The organism is Geodermatophilus poikilotrophus (genome assembly GCF_900111455.1).
GTDB lineage: Bacteria > Actinomycetota > Actinomycetes > Mycobacteriales > Geodermatophilaceae > Geodermatophilus > Geodermatophilus poikilotrophus.
Map to the genome: position 1 here is coordinate 270,889 of NZ_FOIE01000001.1, position 25,728 is coordinate 296,616.

General features: G+C 75.6%; 25 protein-coding genes. 5 read left to right on the plus strand and 20 right to left on the minus strand.

The genetic code is table 11. The features are described from left to right. Positions 1–16: 16 nt before the first annotated feature. On the plus strand, positions 17–361 hold the full coding sequence (locus tag BMW27_RS01215; protein ID WP_091437893.1) for an RNA polymerase-binding protein RbpA: 345 nt from the start codon (positions 17–19) through the stop codon (positions 359–361). A 183-nt stretch (positions 362–544) separates the two neighbouring features. Here the strand turns inward: BMW27_RS01215 and BMW27_RS01220 are convergent, their stop codons facing one another. The 4 genes from BMW27_RS01220 to BMW27_RS01235 all read right to left on the minus strand — a co-directional run bounded on the left by BMW27_RS01220 (position 545) and on the right by BMW27_RS01235 (position 5,299). Then, positions 545–1,066, minus strand: coding sequence for an FxsA family protein (locus BMW27_RS01220; RefSeq protein ID WP_091437896.1), 522 nt, complete (start codon positions 1,064–1,066; stop codon positions 545–547). A 43-nt stretch (positions 1,067–1,109) separates the two neighbouring features. Beyond that, positions 1,110–1,901, minus strand: a complete 792-nt coding sequence (locus BMW27_RS01225; protein WP_091437898.1) for a polyprenol monophosphomannose synthase — start codon at positions 1,899–1,901, stop codon at positions 1,110–1,112. After that, complete coding sequence (gene lnt / locus BMW27_RS01230) at positions 1,898–3,508, minus strand: apolipoprotein N-acyltransferase (protein WP_091439691.1); 1,611 nt, start codon at positions 3,506–3,508, stop codon at positions 1,898–1,900. Before lnt ends, BMW27_RS01225 begins: the two co-directional genes overlap by 4 nt. 249 nt (positions 3,509–3,757) lie before the next feature. Then, the gene (locus BMW27_RS01235) at positions 3,758–5,299 is read right to left on the minus strand and encodes an amidohydrolase (RefSeq protein WP_091437900.1); all 1,542 of its coding nucleotides are present in this window, start codon (positions 5,297–5,299) and stop codon (positions 3,758–3,760) included. Positions 5,300–5,423: 124 nt separating this feature from the next. Between BMW27_RS01235 and BMW27_RS01240 the strand changes: the two genes are divergently transcribed. Beyond that, on the plus strand, positions 5,424–5,954 hold the full coding sequence (locus tag BMW27_RS01240; protein WP_091437902.1) for a GNAT family N-acetyltransferase: 531 nt from the start codon (positions 5,424–5,426) through the stop codon (positions 5,952–5,954). 80 nt (positions 5,955–6,034) lie between these two features. Here the strand turns inward: BMW27_RS01240 and BMW27_RS01245 are convergent, their stop codons facing one another. Next, the gene (locus tag BMW27_RS01245) at positions 6,035–6,895 is read right to left on the minus strand and encodes a lysophospholipid acyltransferase family protein (RefSeq protein WP_091437905.1); all 861 of its coding nucleotides are present in this window, start codon (positions 6,893–6,895) and stop codon (positions 6,035–6,037) included. A 33-nt stretch (positions 6,896–6,928) separates the two neighbouring features. Beyond that, on the minus strand, positions 6,929–8,077 hold the full coding sequence (locus BMW27_RS01250; RefSeq protein ID WP_245743241.1) for a carboxylate-amine ligase: 1,149 nt from the start codon (positions 8,075–8,077) through the stop codon (positions 6,929–6,931). Between the two features lie 148 nt (positions 8,078–8,225). On the opposite strand from BMW27_RS01250, the gene BMW27_RS01255 reads away from it, so the two are divergent. After that, positions 8,226–9,086, plus strand: coding sequence for a hypothetical protein (locus BMW27_RS01255; RefSeq protein WP_091437909.1), 861 nt, complete (start codon positions 8,226–8,228; stop codon positions 9,084–9,086). Between the two features lie 609 nt (positions 9,087–9,695). On the opposite strand, the gene BMW27_RS01260 is transcribed toward BMW27_RS01255, so the two are convergent. Genes BMW27_RS01260 through BMW27_RS01270 form a run of 3 tightly spaced genes read right to left on the minus strand, consistent with a single transcriptional unit; the run spans position 9,696 to position 12,460 of the window. After that, entirely contained in the window at positions 9,696–10,817 is a 1,122-nt protein-coding gene (locus BMW27_RS01260) for an Rv2578c family radical SAM protein (protein ID WP_245743242.1), read from the minus strand. 40 nt (positions 10,818–10,857) lie between these two features. Then, complete coding sequence (locus BMW27_RS01265; RefSeq protein ID WP_091437912.1) at positions 10,858–11,343, minus strand: Lrp/AsnC family transcriptional regulator; 486 nt, start codon at positions 11,341–11,343, stop codon at positions 10,858–10,860. After that, a complete protein-coding gene (locus BMW27_RS01270) occupies positions 11,318–12,460 on the minus strand; it encodes a M24 family metallopeptidase (protein WP_245743243.1) in 1,143 nt (380 codons plus the stop codon). Before BMW27_RS01270 ends, BMW27_RS01265 begins: the two co-directional genes overlap by 26 nt. Positions 12,461–12,527: 67 nt before the next feature. On the opposite strand from BMW27_RS01270, the gene BMW27_RS01275 reads away from it, so the two are divergent. After that, complete coding sequence (locus tag BMW27_RS01275; protein WP_091437919.1) at positions 12,528–13,445, plus strand: 5'-3' exonuclease; 918 nt, start codon at positions 12,528–12,530, stop codon at positions 13,443–13,445. Between the two features lie 3 nt (positions 13,446–13,448). Here BMW27_RS01275 and BMW27_RS01280 read toward each other — a convergent pair whose 3' ends face one another. The 7 genes from BMW27_RS01280 to BMW27_RS01310 all read right to left on the minus strand — a co-directional run bounded on the left by BMW27_RS01280 (position 13,449) and on the right by BMW27_RS01310 (position 20,629). Next, positions 13,449–14,015, minus strand: a complete 567-nt coding sequence (locus BMW27_RS01280) for a DUF4333 domain-containing protein (RefSeq protein WP_091437923.1) — start codon at positions 14,013–14,015, stop codon at positions 13,449–13,451. Between the two features lie 27 nt (positions 14,016–14,042). Beyond that, positions 14,043–16,889, minus strand: coding sequence for a DEAD/DEAH box helicase (locus BMW27_RS01285; protein WP_091437925.1), 2,847 nt, complete (start codon positions 16,887–16,889; stop codon positions 14,043–14,045). Between the two features lie 147 nt (positions 16,890–17,036). Continuing rightward, positions 17,037–18,008, minus strand: coding sequence for a twin-arginine translocase subunit TatC (gene tatC / locus BMW27_RS01290; RefSeq protein WP_245743244.1), 972 nt, complete (start codon positions 18,006–18,008; stop codon positions 17,037–17,039). 20 nt (positions 18,009–18,028) lie between these two features. After that, a complete protein-coding gene (gene tatA / locus BMW27_RS01295; RefSeq protein ID WP_091437928.1) occupies positions 18,029–18,355 on the minus strand; it encodes a Sec-independent protein translocase subunit TatA in 327 nt (108 codons plus the stop codon). Between the two features lie 90 nt (positions 18,356–18,445). Continuing rightward, positions 18,446–18,640: a hypothetical protein gene (locus BMW27_RS01300; RefSeq protein WP_091437930.1), complete on the minus strand. Its 195-nt coding sequence runs from the start codon at positions 18,638–18,640 to the stop codon at positions 18,446–18,448. A 10-nt stretch (positions 18,641–18,650) separates the two neighbouring features. After that, the gene (locus tag BMW27_RS01305; RefSeq protein WP_091437933.1) at positions 18,651–19,646 is read right to left on the minus strand and encodes a helix-turn-helix transcriptional regulator; all 996 of its coding nucleotides are present in this window, start codon (positions 19,644–19,646) and stop codon (positions 18,651–18,653) included. Then, complete coding sequence (locus BMW27_RS01310) at positions 19,646–20,629, minus strand: helix-turn-helix transcriptional regulator (protein ID WP_091437939.1); 984 nt, start codon at positions 20,627–20,629, stop codon at positions 19,646–19,648. The genes BMW27_RS01305 and BMW27_RS01310 overlap by 1 nt, the downstream gene beginning before the upstream one ends. 136 nt (positions 20,630–20,765) lie before the next feature. On the opposite strand from BMW27_RS01310, the gene BMW27_RS01315 reads away from it, so the two are divergent. Further along, positions 20,766–21,878: a DUF3866 family protein gene (locus BMW27_RS01315; protein WP_091437941.1), complete on the plus strand. Its 1,113-nt coding sequence runs from the start codon at positions 20,766–20,768 to the stop codon at positions 21,876–21,878. Between the two features lie 82 nt (positions 21,879–21,960). Here the strand turns inward: BMW27_RS01315 and pafA are convergent, their stop codons facing one another. From pafA to BMW27_RS24530, 4 genes are all read right to left on the minus strand, one after another. Next, entirely contained in the window at positions 21,961–23,319 is a 1,359-nt protein-coding gene (gene pafA / locus BMW27_RS01320) for a Pup--protein ligase (protein WP_012948751.1), read from the minus strand. Between the two features lie 126 nt (positions 23,320–23,445). After that, entirely contained in the window at positions 23,446–24,309 is an 864-nt protein-coding gene (prcA, locus tag BMW27_RS01325) for a proteasome subunit alpha (RefSeq protein ID WP_091437945.1), read from the minus strand. Positions 24,310–24,313: 4 nt separating this feature from the next. Further along, complete coding sequence (gene prcB / locus BMW27_RS01330; RefSeq protein ID WP_091437948.1) at positions 24,314–25,156, minus strand: proteasome subunit beta; 843 nt, start codon at positions 25,154–25,156, stop codon at positions 24,314–24,316. A 141-nt stretch (positions 25,157–25,297) separates the two neighbouring features. Beyond that, a complete protein-coding gene (locus BMW27_RS24530; protein ID WP_425431641.1) occupies positions 25,298–25,717 on the minus strand; it encodes an endonuclease domain-containing protein in 420 nt (139 codons plus the stop codon). Between the last annotated feature and the right edge of the window lie 11 nt (positions 25,718–25,728).

The window sequence follows — 25,728 nt, forward strand, 5'->3', positions numbered from 1 at the left end:
GAGAGGACGGTGTGCCATGGGCGAGCGTTCCCTGCGGGGCAGCCGACTGGGCAGCGTGAGCTACGAGACCGAGCGGAACACCGCCCCCATCGAGCGGCAGTACGCGGAGTACCGGTGCCCGTCGGGTCACCTGTTCACCGTGCCCTTCGCGGACGACGCGGAGCTCCCCGACACCTGGGAGTGCAAGTTCGACGGAGCGGCCGCCAAGCTGGTCGGTGGCATCGAGCCCGCACCCAAGAAGGTCAAGCCCCCGCGCACGCACTGGGACATGCTGCTCGAGCGCCGCTCGGTGGAGGACCTCGAGGAGGTCCTGGCCGAGCGCCTCGAGGTGCTCCGCGGCCGGCGGACCCGCGCCAGCTGAACACCTGCACGACCGCGAACGGCCCCGGTGGGACTCCCCACCGGGGCCGTTCCGCGTTCCGGGCCCGTGCGAGCGGTCCCGGCCTCGACCGGTGCAGCGTCCCCGGCTGTTGATCACGGGGTTCCTGTTGGCGACAACGGCAGCGCGCCGGCGGCGCGACGGCAGGGCGTCCTCGGGGGCGCGTCAGGGGCGCTCGTCGCGGACCGGCTCCTCCCGCACGACCTCGCCCTCGATGACCAGCGGCCGCCCGAACCCGGACGCGTGCGCACCCGAACCGGACGGGCCGCCGAGGGGCCCCTCCGCGCGGGCACTGCGCACCCGCACCGGCCCGCGCAGCCCGACCGGCAGCCGGGAGACCACGGCCCGGCCCAGCAGCCCGCGCACGAGGAAGCGGGTCGGCGGCAGCAGGCACAGCAACCCGACGACGTCGCCCAGGAAGCCGGGCAGCACCATCAGCACGCCGCCGACGGCGATCAGCCCGGCGTCCCCCACCGCCCGCCCGGACGGCCGCCGCTCCCGCGCCCGCTCCCGCAGCTCGCCGAGCGCCCGAGCGCCCTGGCGGGCCAGCAGGGCCCAGCCCAGGGCGGTGGTCGCCAGGGTGGCCAGCAGCGTCCAGCCGACGCCGATCCAGGCGGCGACCAGCACGAGGACGACGACCTCGGCCATCGCCCACAGACCGGCCAGCACGCGCACGCGGTGTCCCACGGCTCTCCCTCACGCCCGCACGCGCCGGCGGCCCCGGGTCCGCCTACCGGACCCCGGTCGACCGCCTGCCGTCGCGGGCTCGTCCCGGCACGGGGCGGCGGACCCGGCCCGGCAGCCGATCGGCCAGCCGGTCCTGCAGGCCCCACCAGGTGACCCGTACCAACGCCTCTTGAACGATCGAACGGCTCATCTTGCTCCGGCCGGAGGTGCGCTCGGTGAAGGTGATCGGCACCTCGACCACACGGGCGCCCGACCGGACCGCCCGCCACACCCAGTCGACCTGGAAGCAGTACCCCTGGCTGGCGACGTCGTCGAAGGGCAGCCGGTCGACGAGCTCGCCGTGCACCGCGCGGAAGCCGCCGGTGGCGTCGGCCAGGGGCAGCCGCAGCGCCCAGCGGGTCCACAGGTTGCCGGCCCGCGAGAGCAGCAGCCGGTGCCGCGGCCAGTCCTCCACCCGGCCGCCGGGCACGTACCGGGAGCCCAGCGCGAGGTCCGCGTGGTCCAGGGCGGCCAGCAGGGCGGGCAGCTGCTCGGGGTGGTGCGAGCCGTCGGCGTCCATCTCGACCAGGACGTCGTAGCCGCGCGCCCGCCCCCACCGGAACCCGGCGACGTAGGCCGGGCCCAGACCGGCCTTGGTGGTCCGCCGCAGCACGTGCACCCGCGGGTCCAGGGCGGCCAGCTTCTCCGCCAGCTCACCGGTGCCGTCGGGTGAGCCGTCGTCCACCACGAGCGCGTGCGCCTCCGGGACGCTGGCGTGCAGCCGCTCCAGGATGGGCTCGATGTTCTCCACCTCGTCGTAGGTGGGGACGACGACCAGCACCCGCCGGCCGTTCACCCCGCCGCTCCGCGGCGGCGCAGGCCGGGCACGGCCACGGCCAGCAGCGCGCCGGCGCCCAGGGCGCCCAGCAGCCACTCCGGCCCGGCGCCCAGCCGCTCGGCCAGGGTGCTGGAGTCCCGCTGCGCGATCTGCTCGACGAAGACGGTGGGCTCGAACAGCCCCGAGGCGGCGGCCAGGGAGCCGTCGGGTGCGATGACCGCGGAGATGCCGCTGGTGGAGGCCAGGGCGACCGAGCGCCCGAACTCCACCGCCCGCACCCGGGCCGCGGCGACCTGCTGCTCGCTCTCGGCGCTGTAGCCGAAGGTGGCGTTGTTGGTCTGGACGACGACCATCCCGGCGCCGGCGCTGACGGCGTCGTGCACCAGGCCGTCGTAGACCACCTCGAAGCAGATGACGTCGGCGACCCGCGCTCCGCCCACGTCGAGCAGGCCGACCTCGTCGCCGGCGGCGAAGTCCCGGCTGACCCGGTCGACGTGCTCGCTGAACAGGCGGAAGAAGTCGCGGAAGGGGATGTACTCGGCGAAGGGCACCGGGTGGCGCTTGACGTAGGTGTCGCCGGGCCCGGTCCGCGGGTCCCACACGATCGCGGTGTTGCTGACGAACTGCCCCGGGCCGCTGACGACGGCGCCCACCAGGATCGGCGCGCCGATCGCGTCGGCCGCGCGGCTGATCTGCCGGGCGGCGTCGGCGTTGCGGTAGGGGTCGATGTCGGAGCTGTTCTCGGGCCAGACGACGAGGTCCGGCTGCGGCTGCTCCCCCGCCGCGACGGCCTCGGCCAGGCCGATCGTCTGGGTGACGTGGTTGTCGAGCACCGCCCGCCGGCGTTCGTTGAACTCCAGGCCCGGCTGCGGGACGTCCCCCTGCACCACCGCCACCGTGCGGGTCGGGCCGCCGGCGGCGAGCGAGGAGCCCGGCAGCGGCAACCAGGCCAGGCCGCCGAGCGCCGGGACGGCCACCGCCCCCAGCGCGGCGAGCGCCGCGGCGCGCCGTCCTCCCCGGACCAGCTGCAGCACGGCGGCGGCCAGCAGCGTGCCGGTGAGCGCGACGGCGAAGCCGACCAGCGGCACCCCGCCGTAGGCGGCGAACGCGAGGAACGGGCCCTCGGTCTGGCTCAGGCCCAGCCGGCCCCAGGGGAAACCGCCGAACGGGAACCGGCCGCGCAGCGCCTCCTGGCCCACCCAGAGTGCCGCCGCCCACAGCGGCCACAGCGGCAGCCGGGACGTGGCGGCGCTCGCCGCGCCGAGCAGGGCGACGTACGCGGCCTGCGCGCCGGCGAGGGCCAGCCACGGCAGCGCGCCGACGAAGATGCCGCTCCACGACAGCAGCGGCACGAAGAAGGCGAGCCCGCAGACCAGCCCCAGCCAGGCCCCCGAGCGGGCGCGCTGCCCGGAGACGGCGAGCGCCAGGGCGGCCGGGCCGAGCGGCGCCAGCCAGGGCAGCGAGGAGCCGGGGAAGGCCAGCAGCAGGAGCAGTCCGGCGACGGCGGCCAGCAGCGTGCGCCACGCCGCTTGCCGCCCCAGCCGCCACCGGGACACCGCCGCGGGTGCCGCGGCCGAGGACCCGGCGGGCCGCTCGAGGGTGCCGGTCGGGATCGCTGACGGCACCCGCGCCTCCCGTGCACCCGTGCGGCCGGCGTCCCCGGTCGCTGCCTTCCCCGTGACCACCGGCGTCCGCACCCGTGGTCCGCGACCCAGCATCCCATCCCGGGACCGACCGGCGGTCGACCACGTCGGGTGTCACCCGTCCGTGCCGGACCCCGGATCGGCGCCCGGGCGGCGCACCCCGGGTGGAACTGCAGGCACTGCAAGGAGGGTGGCGCCGCGGTCCGCGGCGGGCCGCGACCCGGAGGTCCCCTAGGTCGCGGGGCCGGCGACCGCGGCGCCGTCGACAAGCAGGAGGCGGCAGGCGGGCCGGGCCCGTCCGGCGAGGACCGCGGACAGCGTCTCCGTCGTCGCCCACAGCGCCAGGTCGGCCGGCGCGCCGACGGCCAGCGGCCCCTGCGGGTGCTCGGCGCGGGCGGCGTGCCAGCCGCCGTGCGTGGCGGCGTCGAAGGCGTCGTAGGGGCGCAGCCCCGACGCCGGCGTCCGGTGGTCGACCGCCGCGTGCACCCCGCCCCACGGGTCCATCGGGGTGACCGGGGCGTCGCTGCCGAGGGCGAGCGGGACACCGGCGTCGAGCAGGTCGGCGAAGGGGTTGGTGTCCATCGCCCGGTCGACCCCGAGCCGCTCGGCGTACATCCCGGCGTCCCCACCCCACGCCGCGTCGAAGGCCGGCTGCACGCTGGCCACCATGCCCCACTCGGCCAACCGGTCCACCGCCGCGGCAGCCACCATCTCGACGTGCTCGAGGCGGTGCCGGCAGGCCCGCACCGCGGCCCGGCCCAGCTCCTCGACCACGGTGCCGACCGCGGTGAGCACCTGTTCCACGGCGGCGTCCCCGATGACGTGGAAGCCGGCCTGCACGCCGGCACGGGTGCAGGCCCGCACGTGCTCGACGAGCGACGACGTGTCGAAGCGCAGGTGCCCGGCGGTCTCGGGTCGGTCACTGTAAGGACGGCTCAGCGCGGCGGTGTGCGAGCCGAGGGCGCCGTCGCAGAACAGGTCACCCCCGGCGCCGGCCAGGCGGAGGTCGCGCACCACCTCCAGCCCGCCGCGCTCGGCGAGCTCCCCCCAGTAGCCGAGCACCCGCGGCCCGGGCTCCGCGGCGGCGATCGCCAGCAGGCCGGCCAGGTCGTCGGACCCCGAGACCTCGGGCCCGGCCATCTCGTGCAGGCTGCCGATGCCCAGCGCGGCAGCAGCGGCGCGGGTGGCCCGCTGCGCCGCGCCGCGCTGCACGGCGTCCACCGCGCCGTAGGCCGCCCGCCGGGCGGCGTGGTGGGCGTCCAGGCGCAGCTGCCCGTCGGGGTGGAAGCCGGGCAGCGCGGCGATGCCCGGCACCCGCTCCAGCAGCGCGGTCGAGACGGTGGCGGAGTGGACGTCGACCCGCGCCAGGTAGGCCGGTCGGTCACCGACCACGGCGTCCACGTCGTGCCGGGTCGGCCCACGCCCCTCCGGCCAGCCGGTCTCGTCCCACCCGGTGCCGAGCAGGACGCCCTCGGGTGTCGCCGAGGTGTGGGTGCGCAGCGCCGCGACGGCGTCCCGGAGGCTGACGCTGGAGTGGAGATCGAGACCGGTCATCGCCAGACCGGCTGCCGTGGCGTGCACGTGCGCGTCGACGAAGGCCGGGGTGAGCAGGGCGCCCTCCCCCGCGAGCAGCCGCGCGGCGACGGGCGCGTCCGCGGCGTCCCCGAGCCAGGCGATCCGGCCGCCCGCCACCAGCACCGCCCGGCCGGCGCGGTCGCCCACCGTCACGTCGGTGACCAGCAGGCTGCTGCCGCCTCCGTCCCGTTCCGTCACGTCTCTCGTCCCCTCCGTCGTGCGCGGTCCGCGCCCCGGAAGGACACCACGGCGCCCGGCCGCTCCACGTCCGGGGGTCCGCGCCCGGTGGCCGGGGAGAGCGTCCGGCGGTAGGCAGGACGGCGTGACGGCCGACGGCGGCGAGCTGCGCACCGCCCGGTTGCGGCTGCGCCCGTGGACGACGTGCCGCGACGACCTGGCGCGCCTGGTGGACCTCTACGGCCGCCCCGAGGTCACCCGCTGGCTGGGCGGGACGCCGTCGGTGACCCCGGTCGAGCTGGTCGCGCGCTGGCGCGCCGTGGCCGAGGCCGACGGCCGGTTCGGCATCTGGGCGCTCGAGCGCGCCGACACCGGAGCCGTGGCCGGCACGGTGCTCCTCAAGCCCCTGCCCGACGGCGTGGGCGAGGTCGAGGTCGGCTGGCACCTGCACCCGGACAACTGGGGCCGCGGGTACGCCACCGAGTCGGCGCGGGCGGTGATCACCCGGGGGTTCGAGGCGGGACTGCCGGAGGTCTACGCCGTCGTCCGGCCGGGCAACGCCGCGTCGGTGGCGGTCTGCACCCGGCTGGGGATGACCCCGCTGGGCCGGATGCGGCGCTGGTACGACGTGGAGCTCGACGCCTTCCGGCTCATGGCGCCCGCGGTCGTCGACTGAGGGAGGACCCGCCCCCCCCACCGCTCGCCGGCGCGCGGCGAGCCTCCGGACGGGGCCGGCCCCGGAGCTCGCGCAGGGACTCAGCGGGACCGGCGGCGGCGCAGCAGCCGGCGCGCCGTGGCCAGGGGGCCGGCCTTCTTCCGCGTGCCGCGCACGTCCGAGTGGTCCAGCCGCACGGCCTCCTCCGGCGTCGGCGCGGTGCCGCCCAGGTGCGCCGGCTGCCACCACAGGTCCTCGGGCCCGGCCGGAGACTGGGGGTAGGTGCGCTGCGCCTCGTCGAGCAGCTCCTCCATGGCGGTGCGGATGCGCTGCAGCAGCCGGCGCGGTTCCTCGCCGGGCTCGGGGCGGATCGGGTCGCCGAGGACGACGGTGACCGCGACACCGCGCCGGAACTCGATCGGGTGGTGCTTGGTGAACAGCCGCTGACCCCCCCACACCGCCGCGGGGATCACCGGGACGCCCGCGTCGATCGCCATCCGCGCGGCGCCGGCCTTGACCTCCTTGACCCGGAAGCTGCTGCTGATCGTCGCCTCGGGGAAGACGCCCACCACCTCGCCGTCCTTGAGCGCGCGCACGGCGAGGTCGAACGCGGCCGCTCCGGCCTTCCGGTCGACCGGGATGTGGTGCATCGCCCGCATGAACGGCCCGGAGAAGCGGTGGTGGAACACCGAGGCCTTGGCCATGAACCGCACCAGCCGGTGCTGCGGCAGCGCCGCCAGGCCGAGGAAGGTGAAGTCGAGGTAGCTGACGTGGTTGCTGCAGACCACCGCGCCGCCGGACGTCGGCACGTGCTCGGCACCGCGGACGTCGAAGCGGAAGCGGAACAGCCGGAACACCACCAGCGCCAGCCGGATGACGAACCGGTACGGACGGTCGCGGGGATCCGGGCGCGGGCCGAAGAGGTCCCGGCGGACGACGTCACCCCAGCTGGCGGTGTACATGGCGGGACGATAACCGCCGTCCCTGGGCGCCGCTCAGGTGTGCGAGGCCTCGACCGCCGCACGCACCACCGCGGTGAGGTCACCGGTGGCCGCGAACACCCGGCGCTGCAGGTCCGCCCCGGTGCCGCGGTCGAGGACCGCGGCGACGCCGTCGGCGACCCGCTGCTCGTCCCCGGTGGCGGCCAGCGCGGGCCGCACGTGCTCCAGCAGCGCCCTCACGACCGCACCGGCCGGCGCGGGGCGCCCGGTGGCGGGGTGCACGAGGTCCCCGGTCAGACCCGAGCGGCTGGCCCGCCAGGCGGCCATCCGCACCACCTCGCTGCGGACGGCAGGCGCCCCCGCCCCATCCCGCCACTGCCCGGCCGCGGTCTCCACCAGCCCGCGGACCAGCCCGGCCAGCGTGACGGCGTCCTCGGCGCGCAGCGCGACGTCGGCCACCCGGACCTCGACGGTGGGCCAGCGCTCGGACAGGCGCGCGTCGAAGTAGACCATCCCGGTGTCGACGATCGTCTCCGTCGCGAGCAGCTCCCCGACCAGCCGGTGGTAGGCGGCAGCGTCGGCGAACAGCTCGTTCGGCCCGGACGACGGCCAGCGGTTCCAGGCCTGGGCGCGGTAGCTGGCGTGCCCGCTGTCCCGGCCCAGCCAGAACGGCGAGTTGGCGGTCAGCGCGGTCAGCACCGGCAGCCACACGCGGATGCGGTTGAGGACGGCGACGCCCTCCTCGTCGTCCTCCACGGCGACGTGCACGTGGCACCCGCAGGTCAGCTGCTCGGCCGCGGTGAGGCCGAAGGTCTCGGCCATCTCGGTGTAGCGCTCGCCCGGGGTGGACTGCGGCTCGACCCGCACCGGCGAGCTGGCCAGCGCGGCCACCCGGGCACCGACGTCGCGGGCCGCGGCGTCCGCCCGCCCCCGCCAGTGCCGCAGGTCGGCGGTCACGTCGTCCAGGCCCGAGCAGACGCGGGTGCCGTACTCCAGCTGCTGGGTCTTGAGCTCGGGCACCAGCCGGCCGACCGGGTCCCCGCCGCCGGCCTCGTCGTCCCCGCGCCCGGCCCGGTCGTGCTCCTCGACCGTCTCCCCCTCGCCGCGACGGGCCGCCACCTCGAGCGCGGCCGGCCCCAGCGGCACCGGCCGCCCGGAGGGGTCGACGACCAGCAGCTCCTCCTCGACACCCACCGTGCGCACGGCGACCAGCATCACCGCCGCCCCGTGCCGCCGCTCGCCGAGCCGGCAGGGCGGTTGGTGCATCGGCGCCGGAGGCGCCGTCCGGGGTTTGCTGGCGGGACCACCGAGTGAGTTGATCAATTGTTGGGCATAACGGTAGAGTGGTGTCATGTCGAACCGCTGGGAACCGCCGCTGCCGGCGATGCCGACTCCGCCCGCTGAGCGGGCCTGGCAGCGCCTGCCCGTACCGCCGGGCTACGAGGCCCAGTGGCGCCGCCTGGTCGACGCCGCGCTCGAGGTCGGCATGGGACCGGACTCCCTCGTCGAGGAGGGCATGGACCCCATCGCCGCGGCCCGCGGCTGGAAACCGGCCACCGTCGCGCTCTACAGCAAGGTGGCCCGCTACGGCGGCATCGCGCTGCCGGTGGTGCGCACGCCGGAGCCCGATCCGCAGACCCTGGAGCTGCGGCCACTCTCCCAGATCAGGACCGAGGACCCCGAGCACCTGCGCACCGTGGCGTGGTGCGCGCTCGCCCTGGGCTGGCCCGGAACGGTCGGCCAGTTCCGGTCGCTGCGACGCGACCAGGTCCACCCGACGGCACGCCGGGTCGTCGTCCGCACCGACGACGGCGAGTGGTCGGTGCCCGGCGCGCTCACCGCGTGGCACGCCTGGGAGTCCTGCCGGGCCCGGTTCCCGGCGCTCGCCGACAGCCCCTGGGTGCTGCCGGCCTTGCGCCGCGGCCCCGGCCTGGCCTCGGCGGTCGGGGCGCAGCTGTCCACCCAGGCGCTGCAGGTGACCTTCGCCAAGCACGCCGTGCGGACGGCGCAGCACCTGTGCATGACCGCGCCACCGTCACGGCAGGACTGGGCCGAGGCGCTGTCCGTGCAGTACCTGACCCTCTCCTACGACTCCTACCGCCGCCTGGCGCTCGCCGGGGGCGCCGAGCCGGTCGCGCCGCGCGGTGCCGTGCGCGCCAAGCGCAGTGCCGCCCGTGCCGCTCGCGAGGCCGCCGGCGGGCGCCGCTCCTGACGCCGGCTCCCGGCGGCGCGAGGTCCGGTCCCCTCCCCCGGTCACCGGCTTGTGCTTTTCTCTGGGTGTCAGCGCCTTTGTTGGGGATAACGGGAGTACGGGGTGCGGGGACCCGGTGGACTGCCGCTGAACGTCCCGGTGGAGCAGCACGCACCGCTCGCTGGGCGGCTCGTCACCGCACCGGCTCCGGCCCGTCCGCCACGGGGCCTGCACGATCGCCGTACGGAGGCCGGACGCGCCTCCCACGACCCACCGCCGCTCAGCCGTGACCACGGGGACGGGCGGCCGGGACGACGCGAGGGCGCGTGCGGCCGGCACACATCCCACGCCTGCCCGGTCACCCCGACATCGGCGCCCGGACGTCCCCACCTGGCCGCTGCCCTCGAATGGTGCACCGTGGTGCTGCGCCTGCCCGGCGCCGGGCGCGCGGGCAGGCGTCCTGGAGTGCCCGCACGCGCCACTGGGCGCACGAGCGGTGGAGCGCCACGCTTCGCGGGCCTTCGTCCATCGGTCGCTGCTCGGCCCCTGTCGGCTCTGTGATTGGTCAGTTGGGGATAACGGTTGATGACCGCGCAACCGAGCCCTCGGCGCGCGTCGGGGAACTCGGCGTCAGAGCAGCGTGAGCTGCTCAGCTGCCGGTGCCGCACCGGGGCGTCCCGGGGCCGGCCGGGCGCCCTGCCGGGTCGCCGGGAGGCTGCCGGCCGGGAACCGGTTGTCCCCGTCCCCGGGGATGCCGGCCGGCGCGTCCACACCCCGGGCCGCTCCCCCGGCCTGCCGGCCCAGTCCGTACCTCGCCAGCAGCGGGGCGACCCGCCCGGCCAGCCAGCTGCGGTACTCCGGAGCCACCACCGCGCCGCGGCGGTAGAGCTGCTGGTAACGCGGCACCAGCTGCGGGTGCTCGCGGACCAGCCAGGCGGAGAACCACTCGCGAGCACCGGGGCGCAGGTGCAGCGGGACGACGGTGACGCCGCTGGCACCCGCCTCCGCGATCGCCCGCAGCGCGGCGTCCAGGTCGGCCAGGCGGTCGGTGAGACCGGGCAGCACCGGGGCCAGGAACACCCCGCAGGACAGGCCGGCGTCGGCGATCGCCCGCACCAGCTCCAGGCGGGCACGCGGGCTGGGCACCCCGGGTTCGAGCGAGGCGTGCAGGTCGTCGTCCCAGACCGCCAGGGAGACGCCCAGTCCGATCGGGACGTCGCGGGCGGCGGACGCCAGCAGCGGCAGGTCCCGCCGCAGCAGCGTGCCCTTCGTCAGGATCGAGAACGGCGTGCCGGAACCGGCCAGCGCCGAGACCACGCCGGGCATCAGCCGGTAGCGCCCCTCGGCCCGCTGGTAGGGGTCGGTGTTGGTGCCCAGCGCCACGTGCTCGCGCTTCCACGAGGGACGGGCCAGCTCGCGGCGCAGGACGTCGACGAGGTTGGTCTTCACGACGACCTGGCTGTCGAAGTCCCGGCCGGTGTCCAGCTCCAGCCACTGGTGCGTGCTCCGGGCGTAGCAGTACACACAGGAGTGGGAGCAGCCCCGATAGGGGTTGATCGTCCAGCGGAACGGCATGGGTGAGTCGCCGGGGACCTCGTTGAGCGCGCTCTTGCTGCGCACCTCGTGGAAGGTCAGCCCGGGGAACTCCGCCACCTGCACGCTGCGCAGCAGGCCGCGCACCGTCGGCACGCCCGGCAGCGTCGCCGGCTCGTCGGCGTCCAGCCGCTGGGCGTCCCACCGCATGGCGGTCATCCGAACACACGTTCGAGCAGCTGTCCAACGCGCGGACCGGCTACAGCGGCGGGCGGTCCTCGTAGAAGGTGGAGAGCACCACCGTCGTCCGCGTGGTGACGCTGGCGGTCTGCCGGATGGTGCGCAGCAGTGCCTCGAGCGCGTCGGGGGACGACGTCCGCACCTTGAGCAGGTAGCTCTCCACCCCGGCCACCGAGTGGCAGGCCTCGATCTCGGGCAGGTGCGCCAGCAGGGACGGCGCCTCGTCGGGCGAGGCGGCGTCGGTCGGCGTGATCGCGACGAACGCCGTGAACCCCAGGCCGAGCAACGCGGCGTCGAGCCTGGCGTGGTACCCGGTGATCAGCCCGCGCTGCTCGAGCCGGCGCACCCGCTGGTGCACCGCCGACACCGACAGGCCCACCTTCTCGGCGAGCTCGGTGTAGCTGGCGCGGCCGTCGCGGGCCAGCGCGGCGAGCAGCGCCCGGTCGACGTCGCCGGAGGTGAGCGGCCCGCCGCCGGGATCAGCCGGCGAGGACGACGAGCTCACGGGGGCCCTCGTTGAGCGCGGTGACGCCGTCGTCGGTGCAGACGACGATGTCCTCGATGCGGGCGCCGCAGCGGCCGGGCAGGTAGATGCCCGGCTCGACGGAGAACGCCATCCCCGGCTCCAGCGGCAGGTCGTTGCCCGCGACGATGTAGGGCGCCTCGTGGGTGTCCAGGCCGATCCCGTGCCCGGTGCGGTGGATGAAGTACCCGCCCCACCCGGCCGCCGTGATGACGTCCCGGGCGGCGGCGTCCACCTGCTCGGCGGTCACCCCGGGCCGGACGGCGGCGGTCGAGGCGCGCTGCGCCTCCTGCAGGACGGCGTACCACTCGGCGACCTCGGGTCCCGGCGCGCGGCCGACCGCGTAGGTGCGGGTGCAGTCCGACCGGTAGCCGGTGGCCGTCTCGCCGCCGATGTCGACGACCACGACGTCGCCGTCCTCCACCACCCGGTCGGACAGCTCGTGGTGCGGGCTGGCGCCGTTGGGCCCGGACCCGACGATGGTGAAGTCCACCGACACGTGGCCCTCGGCGAGGATCGCCGCGGCGATGTCGGCGCCCACCTCGGCCTCGGTGCGGCCGACCCGCAGCCACTCCCCCATCCGGGCGTGCACCCGGTCGATGGCCGCACCGGCGGCGGCGAGCTCGGCGACCTCGGCCGGGGTCTTCACCATCCGCAGCCGGTCGACGACCGGGCTCGCCAGCTCCAGGGCCGCCCCCGGCAGCGCGCCGGCGACGCCGAGCGCGTGCAGCGCCCAGGTGCGGTCGCCGACCGCGACCCGCGCCGGCGCGGCGCCCAGCCGGCCGGTCGCCGCCTGCGCCAGCAGCGCGAACGGGTCGTCGGTCTCGTCCCAGGCCAGCACCTCCAGGCCGAGGCCGCCGGCCGGGCCGGCGTCGACCATCGGCGCCTCCAGCCGGGGGACGACCAGGAACGGCTCCCCCCGCCGCGGCACCACCAGCGCGGTGAGCCGCTCCATCGCGTGGGCGTCGTAGCCGCACAGGTAGCGCAGGTCCGGGCCCGGCGTGACGACGAGCAGGTCGACCCCGGTCGCCGCGGCGAGGTCTCGCGCGGCGTGCACGCGGTCGGGGGTCACCAGCCCGGATGCGGTCGGAGAGGGCACGACTCGCAGCCTAACCAGCGGATACGCCGGTCACCCCCGGCCGTTACCGTCCCGAGTCGTGACGACGATGCTGCTGGACGCCGCCTCCCTCTACTTCCGGGCGTTCTACGGGGTGCCGACCAGCGTCACCTCGCCGGACGGGCGCCCGGTCAACGCGGTCCGCGGCTTCCTGGACATGACCGCGCGGCTGGTCACCGCCCACGCGCCCGACCGGCTGGTCGCCTGCTGGGACGACGACTGGCGCCCGGCCTTCCGCGTCGAGGCGCTGCCGTCCTACAAGGCGCACCGGTTGTCCCCCGACGGCGGGGAGGAGACCCCCGACGAGCTGGGCCCGCAGGTGCCGGTGCTGGTCGAGGTGCTCGCCGCGGCGGGGCTGGCGCGGGTCGGCGCGCCCGGCTACGAGGCCGACGACGTCATCGGCACGCTGGCCACCCGCGCGCGCGGCCCGGTCGACGTCGTCACCGGCGACCGAGACCTGTTCCAGCTGGTCGACGACGAGCGCGGCGTCCGGGTGCTCTACACCGCACGCGGCATCACCGACCTCGAGCTGGTCGACGAGGCGGCGGTGACCGCGAAGTACGGCATCCCGGGGCGGGCCTACGCCGACTTCGCCGTGCTGCGCGGCGACCCCAGCGACGGGCTGCCCGGGGTGGCCGGCATCGGCGCGAAGACCGCGGCGGCGCTGATCACCGAGTTCGGCGACCTGGCCGGCATCCGGGAGGCCGCCGCGCGCACCGTCGTCCCGAAGCCGCCGCTCACCGCCGCCGTCCTCAGGAAGCTGCACGCCGGCGCGGACTACCTCGACGCCGCCCCGGTGGTCGTCGCCGTCGCCCGCCACATCGACCTGCCGGCCGTGGAGGGTGCGCTCCCCCGCCGGCCGGCCGATCCCGACGCGCTGGCGGCGCTGGCCGCCGCGCACGGCATCGAGTCCTCGCTGCGGCGGCTGGGCGCCGCGCTCGGCTGGCCGGAGGACGTGCTCGGCTGAGCTCTAGACCTCTTCCCAGGTGTAGGAGGCGTCGGTCTCGTCGGTGATGACGATGCGCAGGGTGACCTCCTCGCCGTCGGCCGTGGTGCCGGTGCACTCGTAGTCGGCGCCCTGCTCGACCTGCATCTCGTCGTCGCAGGTCAGGTCGATCGCCACGCCCTCGATCTCCTCGAACTGCGCGGCGACGTCGTCCTCGACCCGCCCGGTGTCGAGCACGGTGTCGGCGAAGACGCGGGCGAGCACCACGGCGACGAGCAGCAGGACGGCCGGCACGACGATGCCGGCCACCAGTGCCCTCCGGGAACGCCGCTGCGGCGCCGGCGGCCCGTACGGCGGCTGGCCGTACGGGGGCTGCCCGTGCTGCGGCTGGCCGTACGGGGGCTGCCCGTGCTGCGGCTGGCCGGGCTGCGGCTGGCCCACCCAGTACGGCGGCTGGCCCTGCGGCGGCTGCCCGCCGTACGGACCGGGCGCCGGCGGGCCCCAGGGACCGGGCTGCTGCGGCCACGGCTGCTGCGGCTGCGGCCGACGGGGCTCACCCGGCGGCGGATCGCCGTGCGGGGGGTTGGTCATCGTCGGAGATCCTGCCCCACCTGCGGCTCAGCCGCCGACCGCCACGGCGACCACGCCGCGCCGCACCCGGTCCACCGTCGCCCGGGCCGTGGTGGCCAGCTGACCGTCGGCGACCTTGGCGAGCTGGTCGAGCAGGTCCAGCAGCTGGCGCGCCCAGCGGACGAAGTCCCCGCCGGAGAGCTCGGTGCCGGCCTGCTCGGCCCCGGCCAGGACCCGGTCGAGGCTCTGCCCGTCGGCCCAGCGGTAGGCCGCCCAGGCGAAGCCGAGGTCCAGGTCGCGGCCGGCCGGCACACCGTGGTCGAGCTCGACGTCCTGCAGCCGCGCGCGGATCCGCCGCATCTCGGCGATCGCCGCCGCCACCTTGCCGGCGGGCACCGCCGGCTGGCCGGGCATCTCCCGCCGGGCCTCGAACACCAGCGTGGACACCGCGGCGGCGAGCTCGGCCGGGGTCAGCCCGCGCCACACGCCCGAGCGCAGGCACTCGGCGACGAGCAGGTCGGCCTCCGACCAGATGCGGGCCAGCCGCCGGCCGTCGTCGGTGACGACGGGGGCGACCTCGTGGTCCACCGGGTCCTCCCCCGCGGTCACCGGCGGGGCCGCCGGGTCGGGCACCAGGTAGCCCAGCTCCTCGAGGACGTCGCAGGTGCGGTCGAACTGGCGGGTCAGCGAGCCGGTGCGCTCGGCCATCCGCCGGTGGGTGGCCTCGGCCTCCCGGGTGGCCCGCAGCCAGCGCTCGGCCGCCCGCACGCGCTCCTCGCGGTCGGGCAGGGCGTGCACGGGGTGGGCCCGCAGCGCCCGCCGCAGGTCGTGCAGCACCGGGTCGTCGGCGGCCGCGGAACGCTGCCTGACCCGCCGCGCGCCCAGGTCGTTCTCCACGCGCGCGTTGCGCAGCGTGGCGGCCAGGTCCCGCCGGGCGTGCGGGCTGCGGTGGTTGAAGTTCCTGGGGACCCGGACCCGGGCCAGCGCGGTGACCGGCGTCGGGAAGTCCACGGTGCCGAGGCGCCCGGCCCACTTGTCCTCGGTGAGCACCAGGGGGCGCGGCTCGGTCAGGTCGGTCACCCCGGGGTCGAGGACGACGGCCAGCCCCTGCCGCCGTCCCGACGGCACGCGGATGACGTCGCCCGGCCGCAGCGCCGCCAGCGCGTCGGAGGCCTCGATCCGGCGCTTGGCCGCCGAGTCGCGGGAGAGCTCCTTCTCCCGCTCGGCGATGTCCTGGCGCAGCCGCGCGTACCCGGCGACGTCGCCGCTCTCGGAGTGCATCTCCGCGGCCCAGCGCTCGGCGTCCCGCTCGTGGCGGGCGGCGGCGCGGGCCAGCCCGACCACCGAGCGGTCGGCCTGGAACTGGGCGAAGGAGGAGGCCAGCAGCTCGCGGGCGTTGGCGCGCCCGAAGGAGCTGACCAGGTTCACGGCCATGTTGTAGCTGGGCCGGAAGGAGGACTTCAGCGGGTAGGTGCGGGTGCTGGCCAGCCCGGCGACGACCGAGGGGTCCATGCCCGGCGCCCACACGACGACGGCGTGCCCCTCGACGTCGATGCCGCGCCGCCCGGCCCGTCCGGTGAGCTGGGTGTACTCGCCCGGCGACACGTCGACGTGCGCCTCGCCGTTCCACTTGACCAGCCGCTCGAGGACGACCGTGCGCGCCGGCATGTTGATGCCCAGGGCGAGGGTCTCGGTGGCGAACACGGCCTTGACCAGACCGCGGACGAAGCACTCCTCCACGGTCTCCTTGAACGCCGGGACCAGGCCGGCGTGGTGTGCGGCCAGCCCGGCCAGCAGCCCCTCGCGCCACTCCCAGAAGCCGAGTACGTGCAGGTCCTCCTCCGGCAGCGAGCCGGTCCTCTCGTCGACGATGGCGGCGATCTCCGAGCGCTCGTGCTCGTCGGTGAGCCGCAGCCCGGCCCGCAGGCACTGGTCGACCGCCGCGTCGCAGCCGTTGCGGCTGAACACGAAGGTGATCGCCGGCAGCAGGCCCGAGCGGTCCAGCCGCTCGATGACGTCGGGACGAGCCGGCGGCCGGTAGCGCGGCTTGTGCCAGTCCCGCTCCCGGCGCGAGCCGCCGTTGCCACCCCCCCAGGTGTCCATCCGCCGCTCGTGCTCCCGCACGTAGCGGACCAGCTCGGGGTCGACGACGCTGGCGCCGCGCTCTCGGGTGGACTGCCCGCGCGGGTCGTCGCCCTGCTCGGCGGCGTGCGCGGCCGGGCGCAGGCTGAACAGGTCGAACACCCGGTTGCCGACCAGCATGTGCTGCCACAGCGGGATCGGCCGGACCTCGCTGACGACGACCTCGGTGTGGCCGCGGACGGTGACCAGCCAGTCGGCGAACTCCTCGGCGTTGCTCACCGTCGCCGACAGTGACACCAGGGTCACCGACTGCGGGAGGTGGATGATCACCTCCTCCCACACCGCGCCGCGGAAGCGGTCGGCGAGGTAGTGCACCTCGTCCATGACGACGTAGCCGAGCCCGTCGATCGCCGGGGACTCGGCGTAGAGCATGTTGCGCAGCACCTCGGTGGTCATCACCACCACGGGGGCGTCGCCGTTGATGGCGTTGTCCCCGGTGAGCAGGCCGACCTTCCCCTCGCCGTAGCGCTCGGCGAGGTCGTTGTACTTCTGGTTCGACAGCGCCTTGATCGGCGTCGTGTAGAAGGCCTTGCGCCCCTCGGTCAGCGCCTTGTGGACGGCGAACTCCCCGACCACCGTCTTGCCTGCGCCGGTCGGCGCGCAGACCAGGACGCCGGACCCCTCGTCGAGCGCCTCGCAGGCCTGGACCTGGAAGGGGTCGAGGGAGAAGCCGAGCTCCGCGGTGAAGTCGGCCAGTGCGGGGTGGGCACCGCGCCGACGGGCAGCCGCGTACCGCTCAGCGGGGCTGGACATGGCTCCCACGTTAGGCGCGTCTCCCCCGTTCGGCTCGGCCGACCCCGTGGGCGCGGGAGTTGGGGATAACGGAAATGCACCGGCGCGGGGGCCACCACCCCACTCCTTGCCGGCGCCCAGCACCGGGAGGGCGCCGGGCATCGTCCGTCAGCGGCGGGAGCGCGCCGGGTCGTCCAGCGGCGCGGCGTCGTCCTCCCTGCGCAGGTCGTCGTACGGGGCCGCGTCGAGCTCGGACGGCGCGGCGTCCAGCGGCGAGGCCTCGTCGTCGGAGAGGGCGTGGAAGTGCTCGACGGCGTCCCGCTTGGCCCGCCGCCGGTCGACGAACCGGGCCACCTGGATGGCGAGCTCGAAGAGCACGATCATCGGCCCGGCCATGAGCAGCATGGTGAACGGGTCCTGCGTCGGGGTGACGAAGGCGGCGAAGACGATGGTCAGGAAGAAGATCCACCGCCGGGCCCCGCGCAGCACCTCGTAGGACAGGACGCCGACCAGGTTGAGCGCCACCGCCACCAGCGGCACCTCGAAGCTCACCCCGAACGCCACCAGCAGGGACAGCGCGAAGCCGATGTAGTCCTGCGCGGTCAGCGCGATCACCGTGCCGCTGCCGGCCAGCCCCAGCAGCAGTTGCAGGCCCGCCGACAGGGAGACGTAGGCCAGGGCGGCGCCGAGGGCGAACAGCAGCGAGGAGACCGCGACGAAGCCGAAGCCGTAGCGCTTCTCGTTCCGCTTCAACCCCGGGGTGATGAAGGCCCACAGCTGGTAGAGCCAGAACGGCGCCGAGAGCACCGCGCCGCACAGGAAGCTGACCTTGAGGCGGATGAAGACCCCGCCCAGGACGTCGGTGATGAGCAGGCCGCACTCCTGCTCGCTGCCCTCGGTGAAGCGCAGGTCGGCCGGCAGGTCGCAGTACGGCGCCCGGATGAAGTCACCGAGGCCGTGCTCGTACCACCAGAAGGCGACCGCGGTGGCCACCAGCAGGGCCAGCAGCGCCTTGGCGATCCGGTTGCGCAGCTCGGTGAGGTGGGCGACCAGCGTCATCGTCGCCGCGGGGTCCCGCGGCGGGCGGCGCCGGCGCAGGCCGGACCGGCGTGCCGCGCCCCCCTTGGTGCTGTCGCTCATGGTGGTGCCGGGAGCTGGGGTCAGCGGGTGCTGTCGGCCGGGCCGGCCTGGGTGGCGCGGGCCCGCAGCTCGGCGGCCCGGGCCTCGGCGGCACGCGCCTCGGCCTCGAGGGCCTCGCGCTCGCGGTCGGCGGCGGTCGCGGGCGGGAGGACCTCACCGCGCACCGGGGAGGTCCTGGCGGCGTCCTTGGTGCGGACGTCGTCGTCCTTCATGCCCTTCATCTCGCCCTTGAAGATGCGCAGCGAGCGGCCCAGCGAGCGCGAGGCGTCCGGCAGCTTCTTGTAGCCGAAGAGCAGCAGGATGGCCAGGATGATCAGGCCGATCTCCAGCGGGCCGAGTCCGGCCATGTCGTCCTCCAGGTCAGCAGGTGGCGTCGTCGATGCTACGTGCCGGCGGGCGTCCTGCCGCCCCCGAAACGAGGGGGTGGGACCGGCCGGTCAGGAGGGGCGCTGGACCTCCGCGGCGCGCGCGGCGGTCGCCTGCGCCTCGGTGAGCAGCGGCCGCACCTCCCGCTCGAACGCCGCGACCTCCCGGCGCAGCCGACCGGCCGCGCCGAGCACCCCGTACGCCAGCGCGCCCAGCACCACGACGGCCAGGACGGCAACGGCGATCCACACGACGGTCAGCAGCACGGCCCCGACCCTAGTCGCCGGAGGTGGACGGCAGCTGTCCGTCGGCTGCATAGCGGCCGAGGGCGGCCCGGGCGTCGGCGGCGACGGCCGCGGCCAGCTCGGCCGGCTGGTCGACGATGGCGGCCCCGCCCAGGGAGGCCACCAACCGCCGCGCCCACGCCATGTCGGCGGTGCGCAGGGCGATCGCGAGACCGCCGGGCGGGTCCTGGACCTCGCGCACGTCCTCGACCGGGTAGTACTCGGCCACCCAGCGGGCGGCCCGGGCCAGCCGCAGCCGCACCACCGGCGCGCCCGGCTCGGGCTGGTAGAGCCCGTTGTCGACGTCGCGCAGCGGCACCCCCGGCGGTGGCGCGGACGGCTCGTCGAGGACCTCGACGTCGTCGATCCGGTCCAGCCGGAACAGCCGGACGCCGCCGACCTCCCGGGACCAGGCCTCCAGGTACCAGCGGCCGTCGACCAGCAGCAGCCGCAGCGGGTCGACGGTGCGCTCGGTCCGCTCGTCGCGGGTGGGCACGTAGTAGTGCAGGTGCAACGCCCGCCCGCGCTCCAGGCCCTCCCGGACGACGGCCAGCGCCTGCTCCTTCGCGTCGACCGACAGCGCCACCGGCGTCACCCGCTCGGCGGCGTGCCCGGCGGCGGCCGAGACCTTGGCCAACGCGCGGCTGACCGCCTCCCGCTCGGCCAGGCCGGGCAGCTCGAGCAGGGTGCGCAGCGCGACGACCAGGGCGACGGCCTCGTCGGTGGTCAGCCGCAGCGGCCGCACCATCCCCGCGGTGAAGGTGACCCGCACCCGGTCGCCCTCGAAGGCCAGGTCGATCAGGTCGCCGGGCCCGTAGCCGGGCAGCCCGCACATCCACAGCAGCTCCATGTCGCGGCGCAGCTGCCGCTCCGGGACGCCGAAGTCGCGGGCCACCTCCGCCAGCGGCACCCCCTGCGGGCGGGCGGTGAGGTACGGGACCAGCGACAGCAGCCGGGTCATCCGCTCGGTCGTGGTGGGGGCGCTCATCAGGCCGTCCCCCCCGGCGCCATCGCGGCCAGGCGGGTCAGCCGCTCGACGACCGCCGCCCGCACCGCGGCCGGGGCCTCGACGACGACGTCGGCGCCGTAGGAGGCGATCTCGCCGGCCAGCCGCATCGGCTCGGTGGTGCGCAGCTCCAGCCGGTCGTCCCCGTCCTCGGCCGGGCCCAGCGGAACGGCGTGCCGGCGCAGCCCGATCGCGGTGCCGGGCCGGGCGCGGACCACCACGAGCTGCTCCTCGCCCCGGAACTGCCCGGCGACCATGGCCGCCAGGTCGACGTCCCCGGGCGGCTCGAAGGCCGCGGCCGGGCCGGTGGCCCGCGGCGTGCCGACGACGCGGGAGAGCCGGAAGACACGGGGCGCCTGCCGGTCGAGGTCGAGGCCGCCGAGGTACCAGCGCCCGTGCCAGGCGACGACGCCCCAGGGCTGCACGCGGCGGCGGGCGGGGGCGTCCTCGTCGGGACGGCGGTAGTCGAAGGTCAGCACCCGCCGGTCGCGGGCCGCGGCGTAGCAGGGCTCGAAGGCCGGCTCGTCGGAATCCAGCCGGGGGCGCAGCGGGATCGCCCGGGAGGTGTCGACGTCCACACCGGCGGCCTTGAGCTTCACCAGCGCGCTCTGCGCGGCGCCGGCCAGCTGCGCGGACTCCCACAGCCGCAGCGCCAGGCCCACCGCGGCGGCCTCCTCACCGGTCAGGGTGATCTCGGGCAGCTCGTAGTGCGCCCGGGCGATGCGGTAGCCGTCCTCGGTGTCGAAGACGCTGGTGCGGCCGGTCTCCAGCGGTACGCCCATCTCGCGCAGCTCGGCCTTGTCGCGCTCGAACATGCGCTTGAACGCCTCGTCGGCGCGGGCGGTGCCGTCGTCGGGCTCGTAGCCGGGCACGGTGGCCCGGATCTTCGCCGCGGTCACGTACTGCCGGGTGCCGAGCAGGGCGATGACCAGGTTCACCAGCCGCTCCGCCCGCTTCGCCGCCACACGCCCAGGCTAGTCAGCCCGGCGCCGGGCGGCCCCCTGCAGGGGCCCGCCGCGAGCCTGCGAGCGGTGGGGGCAGGGGGTCCTCCCACCCGCAGGGGGCCGGGCGGCCCGGGAGGGCGGTGGCTAGCCTGCGCGGGTGGGGGAACGCGGAACGACGCAGCAGCGGATCCGGTGGCGACGGGGCACGGTGACCGCCCTGGGGCGGGCCTGGCGCGACGCGCAGGAGCTCACCGCCGAGGTCGACGGCGACGGCGAGGTGCGGGCGCTGGCGCACCCCTCGCTGGTCGGCGTCCCGGAGGTCGGCGACACCGTGCTGCTCAACACCACCGCCTGGGCGCAGCGGCTGGGCACCGGCGGCTACGCGCTCGTGGTCGCCGTCCCCGACCGGCTGCCGCCGGACCCGACCGGACCCGGTCACCTGGTCAAGGCCCGGTACACGCCGCTGCAGGTGAGCGTGCAGGGCGTCGACGAGCAGGACACCGAGCACCACCGCACCATCGCCGACGCCGAGGACCTCGCCGGGATGCCGGTCGTCGTCGCCGATCTGCACTCGGCGCTGCCGGCCGCGCTCATCGGCGTCCTGGCCACCGACCCGGACCTCCGGGTCGCCTACGTGATGACCGACGGCGGCGCGCTGGTCGCCGGCTTCTCCCGCACCCTGTCGTCGCTGGCGTCGTCCCTGGCCGGCGTGGTCACCGTGGGTCAGGCCTTCGGCGGCGACCTGGAGGCGGTCACCCTGCACACCGGGCTGCTGGCCGCGAAGCACGTGCTCGGCGCCGACGTGGCGATCGTCAGCCAGGGGCCGGGCAACCTCGGCACCGGGACGCCGTGGGGGTTCTCCGGGGTGGCCGCCGGCGAGGCCTGCAACGCGGTGACCGTGCTCGGCGGGGAGCCGGTCGGGGCGCTGCGCATCTCCGACGCCGACCTGCGGCCGCGGCACCGCGGGGTCTCCCACCACTCGCTCACCGCGTTCGGCCGGGTCGCGCTGGGCGGGGTGACGCTGATCGCGCCGCGCGGGCTGGGCTCGGAGCTGGGCAGCCAGGTCGAGGAGGACCTCGCCGGCCAGCCGGAGCGCAACCGGGTGGTGTGGATGGACGTCGACGGGCTCGAGGAGGCGCTGGGCCTGTCCCCGGTGCCGCTGTCGACGATGGGCCGCAGCTTCCCCGAGGAGCGCGCCTACTTCCTGGCCGCGGCGGCCGCCGGCCGCTATGCCGCGCTGCAGGTCCCGCTCCCCGACGACGTGGGCTGAGGGGTGGGCGCGCCGCCGACGTGCGGCCCCCTCCCGGGTCCCGCCCCCAGCATGCGAGGGGTGGGGAGGAGGGGGTCCTTCCTCACATCGACGCGATGAGCTTGTCCACCCGCTCGTCGACGGCCTTGAAGGGGTCCTTGCACAGCACGGTGCGCTGCGCCTGGTCGTTGAGCTTGAGGTGCACCCAGTCGACGGTGAAGTCGCGGCGCTTCTCCTGCGCCCGGCGGATGAACTCCCCGCGCAGCCGCGCCCGGGTGGTCTGCGGGGGCACGTTCTTGGCCTCGAACACCCGCGGCTCGTGGGCCACCCGGTCGACCTGGTTGTTGCGCTCGAGCAGGTAGTACAGCCCGCGGGTGCGGCTGATGTCGTGGTAGGCCAGGTCCATCTGCGCGATCCGCGGGGAGCTCATCGGCAGGTCCCGCTTGGCCCGGTAGCGCTCGATCAGCTGGTACTTGGTGGCCCAGTCGATCTCCCGGTCGATCAGCGACAGGTCGCCGGTGTCGACGGCCTTGAGCACCCGCCCCCACAGCTCGAGCATCTGCCGGTGCACCGGGCCGAAGCCCTCGCGGTCGACGAACTCCGCGGCGCGGGAGTGGTACTCCGACTGGATCTCCAGCGCCGACATCTCCTTGCCGTTGGCCAGCCGCACCTTGCGCCGCCCGGTCATGTCGTGGCTGATCTCGCGGATGGCGCGGATCGGGTTCTCCAGCGTCATGTCCCGGATCGGCACGCCGGCCTCGATCATCCGCAGCACCAGGTCGGTGACGGCGACCTTGAGCAGCGTCGTCGTCTCGTTCATGTTCGAGTCGCCGACGATGACGTGCAGCCGCCGGTAGCGCTCGGCGTCGGCGTGCGGCTCGTCGCGGGTGTTGATGATCGGCCGGGAGCGGGTGGTCGCCGAGGAGACGCCCTCCCAGATGTGCTCGGCGCGCTGGCTGATGCAGTAGATCGCCCCGCGCGGGGTCTGCAGCACCTTGCCCGCGCCGACGACGATCTGCCGGCTGACCAGAAACGGGATGAGCACGTCGGCCAGCCGGCTGAACTCCCCGTGCCGGCCCACCAGGTAGTTCTCGTGGCAGCCGTAGCTGTTGCCGGCGGAGTCGGTGTTGTTCTTGAACAGGTAGATGTCGCCGGTGACGCCCTCCTCGGCCAGCCGCTGCTCGGCGTCGACCAGCAGCCCCTCGAGGATCCGCTCGCCGGCCTTGTCGTGGACGACCAGCTCGGACAGGTCGTCGCACTCGGCGGTGGCGTACTCGGGGTGGCTGCCCACGTCGAGGTACAGCCGGGAGCCGTTGCGCAGGAAGACGTTGGAGCTGCGCCCCCACGACACCACGCGGCGGAACAGGTAACGGGCCACCTCGTCCGGGGACAAGCGCCGCTGGCCGCGGAAGGTGCACGTCACGCCGTACTCGGTCTCGATGCCGAAGATCCGTCGTTCCACGGACCGAGCCTAGGCGCCGATGGCGACAGAGGGCGGTCGGCGCGCACGCCCTGCCCCTCCGGAGCCGGCCTCCCCGCAGGGGCCCACCGCGAGCCTGCGAGCGGTGGCGGGCAGGGAGGCCCGCTCTCAGGTGGTGGGCGCCTCTCCCCCGCTGCCCGCCGTCCCTCCGGTGTCCGGTGCACCGGGGTCGCCGAGCCCGGCCGGGGCGCCCGGCTGGGGCACGCTCGGCGCGTGCGCGGCGGTGTGCGGCTCCTCGCCGGCGACGGCCCCGTCCTCCTCCTGCCGGTCGAGCAGCGGGCGCAGCGCCGCGCCGGCGATCCGGCGGAAGGCCCGCTTGGGCCGCCGCCGGTCGAGGACCGCGACCTCCAGCTGCTCCGCGGTCAGCAGCGCGGGGCCGCCGTTGCCGGCGCTGGTGGCGGGGCTGACCGCGGACAGCGCCTGGACGCCGACCCGCAGCGCCTCCGCCAGCCCCATGCCGGGGAGGAAGTGCTCGCGCAGGTTCGCGCTGACCGCCTCGGCCTGGCCACCCATGACGACGAAGTCCGGCTCGTCGACGACCGACCCGTCGAAGGTCAGCCGGTAGAGCTGGTCGCTCTCCGGGGTCTCGCCCACCTCGGCGACGCAGAGCTCGACCTCGAAGGGCTTCATCTGCTGGGTGAAGACCTCGCCCAGGGTCTGCGCGTAGGCGTTGGCGATGACCCGGCCGGTGACGTCCCGGCGGTTGTAGGAGTAGCCGCGGACGTCGGCCAGCCGCACGCCGGCCACCCGCAGGCTCTCGAACTCGCTGTAGCGGCCGACGGCGGCGAAACCGATCCGGTCGTAGAGCTCGCCGACCTTGTGCAGCGTCGAGCTGGGGTTCTCGGCGATGAACAGCACGCCGTCGGCATAGGTGACGACCGCGACGCTGCGGCCGCGGGAGATGCCCTTGCGGGCGTACTCCGACTTGTCCCGCATCAACTGCTCGGGCGAGGCGTAGTACGGCATCGTCATGGCGTCAGCCCTGCCCGTCCGCGGCGGACCGCTCGTCGGTGATGCGGGAGGCGACGGCGGCGATCTCGTCGTCGGGGACCCGGACGGTGCCCTCGGCGTCGACCCGGTAGACGATCGGGTAGAGCCGGCGCACCGGGTCCGGGCCGCCGGTCGCGGAGTCGTCGTCGGCGGCGTCGTAGAGCGCCTCGACGAGGCTGCGGGTGGCGGCCCCGCCGTCCAGGTCCGGCCGCCAGGTCTTCTTCAGCGAGTTGCGCGCGAACAGCGAGCCGGAGCCGACGGCGGAGTAGCCGCGCTCCTCGTAGTTCCCACCGGTGACGTCGTAGCTGAAGATCCGCCCGGGGGTGGCACCCGGGGCCGCGTCGAGGTCGAAGCCGGCGAACAGCGGGACGACGGCGAGGCCCTGCAGCGCGGCGCCGAGGTTGCCGCGGATCATCTGGGCCAGCCGGTTGGCCTTGCCGTCGAGGGAGAGCGTGAGGCCCTCGATCTTCTCGTAGTGCTCGAGCTCCACCTGGTACAGCCGGACCATCTCGATGGCGATGCCGGCCGCGCCGGCGATGCCGATGACCGACCAGGCGTCGGCCGGGTAGACCTTCTCGATGTCCCGGCTGGAGATCAGGTTGCCCATGGTCGCCCGCCGGTCGCCGCCCATGAGGACGCCGCCGTCGTAGGTGACCGAGACGATCGTGGTGCCGTGCGGCGCGACGTTCCCGACCGGGATCTGCGGCACCGGACGACGGCCCGGCAGCAGGTCCGGTGCCGCCGCCGCCAGGAAGTCGGTGAACGAGGAACCCACCCGGTCCAGGTAGGCGGGTGAGAACCCGCTCCGGCCAGCCGAATACTCGCTCACCCATCCGCCTCTCGCCCGCGTCGCGGTCTCTCCCGTACGCCTGTTCGCGACCCTACCGGCGACCCGGCCGGGTGGCTGTCCGGCCCGGGCGGACAGCGTGCCGCTCCGGCACGGCAGCGGGCCGAGGCGGTCGCTCGACTCTCAGCTGCTCGCTTGCACCGCCCTCCAGCGTGTGGAGCCAGGGCTGCACCGCCGGTCACGGGAGACGCCGGGCCGGCGCTGACCGCGCGGGTCACCGGGTGGTCGACGACTGCTGATCGAGCGGAGCGAGGCCCGGTGCCGCTCGACGTGTCGGACGGCCGCGCGGAGCAGCTCAGGCTCGTCCTCGAACTGGCCCGACCCGCCGTTGCAGTTGGAGCACGACAGAGCTCGCACCGCTCCGGTGGCGGGTCGTGGTCCACGTGCGCCGCGGGCTCGGTCCGGCGGATGGCGCAGGACCCACGCTGTCCCTCGAGCACGACGCCAGCGTCGTTCGCCGTGGTGCCGTGGCGACGGTGGAGGTGGTAGGTGCGTGCACCGCCCACGCGGTCCTAAGACATCCGCCCCCGTGCGTCGTGGCACGGCTTGCAGGA